Source organism: Micromonospora sp. 4G55 (genome assembly GCF_016803375.1).
On record NZ_JAEVHN010000672.1, the window covers coordinates 1 to 3299 of the forward strand.

3 protein-coding genes are annotated in these 3299 nt (G+C 74.4%); all 3 read left to right on the forward strand.

The features are described from left to right. Window positions 1–168 precede the first annotated feature (168 nt). Window positions 169–1506 carry an ergothioneine biosynthesis protein EgtB gene (egtB, locus tag JNW89_RS32090; protein WP_238451907.1) on the forward strand — a complete coding sequence of 446 codons (1338 nt, stop codon included), beginning with the start codon at window positions 169–171 and terminating at the stop codon, window positions 1504–1506. A gap of 16 nt (window positions 1507–1522) precedes the next feature. Next, window positions 1523–2269, forward strand: a complete 747-nt coding sequence (gene egtC / locus JNW89_RS32095; protein ID WP_238451908.1) for an ergothioneine biosynthesis protein EgtC — start codon at window positions 1523–1525, stop codon at window positions 2267–2269. A gap of 57 nt (window positions 2270–2326) precedes the next feature. Beyond that, on the forward strand, window positions 2327–3299 hold a 973-nt coding region (gene egtD, locus JNW89_RS32100), incomplete at its 3' end, for an L-histidine N(alpha)-methyltransferase (protein ID WP_238451909.1).

Here is a 3299-nt window from a genome sequence, read left to right on the forward strand (position 1 = left end):
CGCCGCCGCCCGGTACGGCCTGGCCGACCCGCCGCTGGCCGCGGCGGCCGCCGCCCTGCTCGACCTGGCGCTGGAGGCGCTGCCCCGGCTGGACCTGCCGCCGGGCACCCACGACGAGACGAGCCGAGGAATCCGGCGGCGACGGGCCGCCGCGGAGAGGGGGCACCGGTGACCACCACCGAACAGCCGGACACGCAGCCAGAGGTGCTGCGCAGCCGGATCGCGGCGGAGCTGGAGCGGACCCGGGCCCGGACGGTCCTGCTCACCGAGGCGGTGGACGACGACGACCTGACCCGCCAGCACTCCCCGCTGATGTCCCCGCTGGTCTGGGACCTCGCCCACGTTGGCAACCAGGAGGAACTCTGGCTGGTGCGCGACGTCGGCGGGCGCGAGCCGGTCCGCCACGACATCGACGACCTGTACGACGCGTTCAAGCAGCCCCGCAAGGACCGCCCGTCGCTGCCGCTGCTGCCTCCCGCCGAGGCGCGCGCCTACGTGTCGACGGTCCGGGACAAGGTGTTCGACCTGCTGGACGGCATCCGGTTCACCGACCGTCCGCTGATCGCCGAGGGCTTCGCCTTCGGGATGATCGTGCAGCACGAGCAGCAGCACGACGAGACGATGCTCGCCACCCACCAGCTGCGCGCCGGGCCCGCGGTCCTGGACGCGCCCCCACCGCCCGAGCCCCGGGTACGGGTCGCCGACGAGGTGCTGGTGCCGGCGGGCCGGTTCACCATGGGCACCTCCACCGACCCGTGGGCGCTGGACAACGAGCGCCCCGCGCACACCGTCGAGCTGCCCGCGTACCTCATCGACGCGGCGCCGGTCACCAACGGCCGGTACCGCGAGTTCATCGCCGCCGGCGGATACGACGACCCGCGCTGGTGGAGCGGGCCGGGCTGGCGGCACCGCACCGAGGCGGGACTGACCGCGCCGATGCACTGGCGGCGCGACGGCGACGGCTGGGCGTACCGGCGGTTCGGGCGGTGGTCACCGGTCCGCGACGACGAGCCGGTGGTGCACGTCTGCTGGTACGAGGCGGAGGCCTTCGCGGCCTGGGCGGGGCGGCGGCTGCCCACCGAGGCGGAGTGGGAGAAGGCGGCCCGCTGGGACCCGGGCACCGGCCGCTCCCGCCGGTACCCGTGGGGCGACGAGGACCCGACCGGCGAGCACGCCAACCTGGGGCAGCGGCACCTGTGGCCGGCGCCGGTGGGCGCGTACCCGGCGGGCGCCTCGCCGCTGGGCGTGCACCAGCTGATCGGCGACGTCTGGGAGTGGACGTCGAGCACCTTCCGGGGTCACCCCGGGTTCACGGCCTTCCCCTACCGGGAGTACTCCGAGGTGTTCTTCGGCGACGACTACCGCGTGCTGCGCGGCGGCTCGTTCGGCACCGACCGGGCGGCCTGCCGGGGCACGTTCCGCAACTGGGACTACCCGATCCGGCGGCAGATCTTCAGCGGCTTCCGCTGCGCCCGCGACGCCCGGCCCGAGGAGGCGCACGGGTGATCGGCGGCACCGCCTGATGTGTCGGCACCTGGCCTACCTGGGGCCTCCGCTGAGCCTGCGCGCCCTGCTGTACGACCCGCCGGACTCGCTGGTCCGGCAGTCCTGGGCACCCCGGGACATGCGCGGCGGCGGGACCGTCAACGCCGACGGCTTCGGCGTCGGGTGGTACCCCGGCGAGGGCGATCCGGTGCGCTACCGGCGGGCCCAGCCCATCTGGAGCGACGTGACGCTGCCGGCGCTGGCCGGGGTGACCCTCGCCGGCGCGGTGCTGGCCGCCGTCCGCTCCGGCACCGTCGGCATGCCGGTGCAGGAGTCCGCCGCCGCGCCGTTCACCGAGGGGCGGTGGCTGTTCAGCCACAACGGGGTCGTGCGGGGCTGGCCCGACGCGCTGGTGCCGCTCGCCGACACCCTTCCCGTCCGCGACCTGCTCACCCTCGACGCCCCGACCGACTCCGCCCTGCTCTGGGCGTTGGTGCGGCACCGGTTGCGGGCCGGCGCCGACCCGGCGGAGGCGGTCGCGGAGACGGTTGGGCTGGTGTCGGAGGCAGCGCCCGGGTCGCGGCTGAACCTGCTGCTCACCGACGGCCGGACGATGGTGGCCACCGTGGCCGGGCACGCGATGTCCGTCCTCGCGACGCCGGAGTCGGTGCTGCTGGCCTCCGAGCCGCACGACGACGACCCGGGCTGGCGGTCGTTGCCGGACCGGCACCTGGTGGTGGCGACCTCGACCTCGGTGCGCGTGCGCGCCCTGGCGGGAGCGTGACGCCGCAGCAGTTCGCAGGTGCAGACAGGGACGTTCGCGAAGGAGAAGGGACACCTCATGGGCGCGGAGCCGTTGGAGATCTACCTCGAGGAACAGGACCTGGGGCGCAGCCTGCGGGAGGACGTACGGGTCGGGCTGAGCGCCGAGGAGAAGTGGCTGCCACCGAAGTGGTTCTACGACGCCCGGGGCAGCGAGCTGTTCGAGGAGATCACCCGGCTGCCCGAGTACTACCCGACCCGCGCGGAGCGGGCCGTGCTGGCCGAGCGGGCCGCCGACATCGCCGAGCTGACCGGCGCGAAGACGTTGATCGAGCTGGGCTCCGGTTCCTCGGAGAAGACCCGGCTGCTGTTGGACGCCTTCACCCGCCGGGGCGGGCTCGGCACCTTCGTGCCGCTGGACGTGTCGGTCAGCGCGCTGCGCCAGTCCACCGAGCAGATCGCCACCGACTATCCAGGTCTGCGGGTACGCGGCATCGTCGGCGACTTCACCCGTCAGCTCGACCGGCTGCCCACCGGCGGGCGGCGGTTGGTGGTCTTCCTCGGCGGCACCATCGGCAACCTGCTGCCGGCCGAGCGGGCCGCGTTCCTGTCCGCGATGCGCGCGACGTTGGAGGCGGGCGACTGGCTGCTCATCGGCACCGACCTGGTCAAGGACCCGGCGGTGATCGTGCCGGCGTACGACGACGCGGCCGGGGTCACCGCGGAGTTCAACCGCAACGTGCTGCGGGTGGTCAACCGGGAGCTGGGCGCGGACTTCGACGCGGAGTCGTTCACCCACGTGGCGCGCTGGGATCCGGACCGGGAGTGGATCGAGATGCGGCTGCGGGCCGATCGGGCGATGCGGGTTCGGGTGCTGGACCTGGCGGTGGACTTCGCCGCGGGCGAGGAGCTGCGCACGGAGGTGTCGGCGAAGTTCCGGCCGGAGGGGATCGCCCGGGAGCTGGCGGCGGCCGGCTTCACCGTACGCGAGTTCTGGACCGACCCGGACGGCCTGTTCGGGGTGAACCTGGCCCGGGCCGACTGGATCGGCC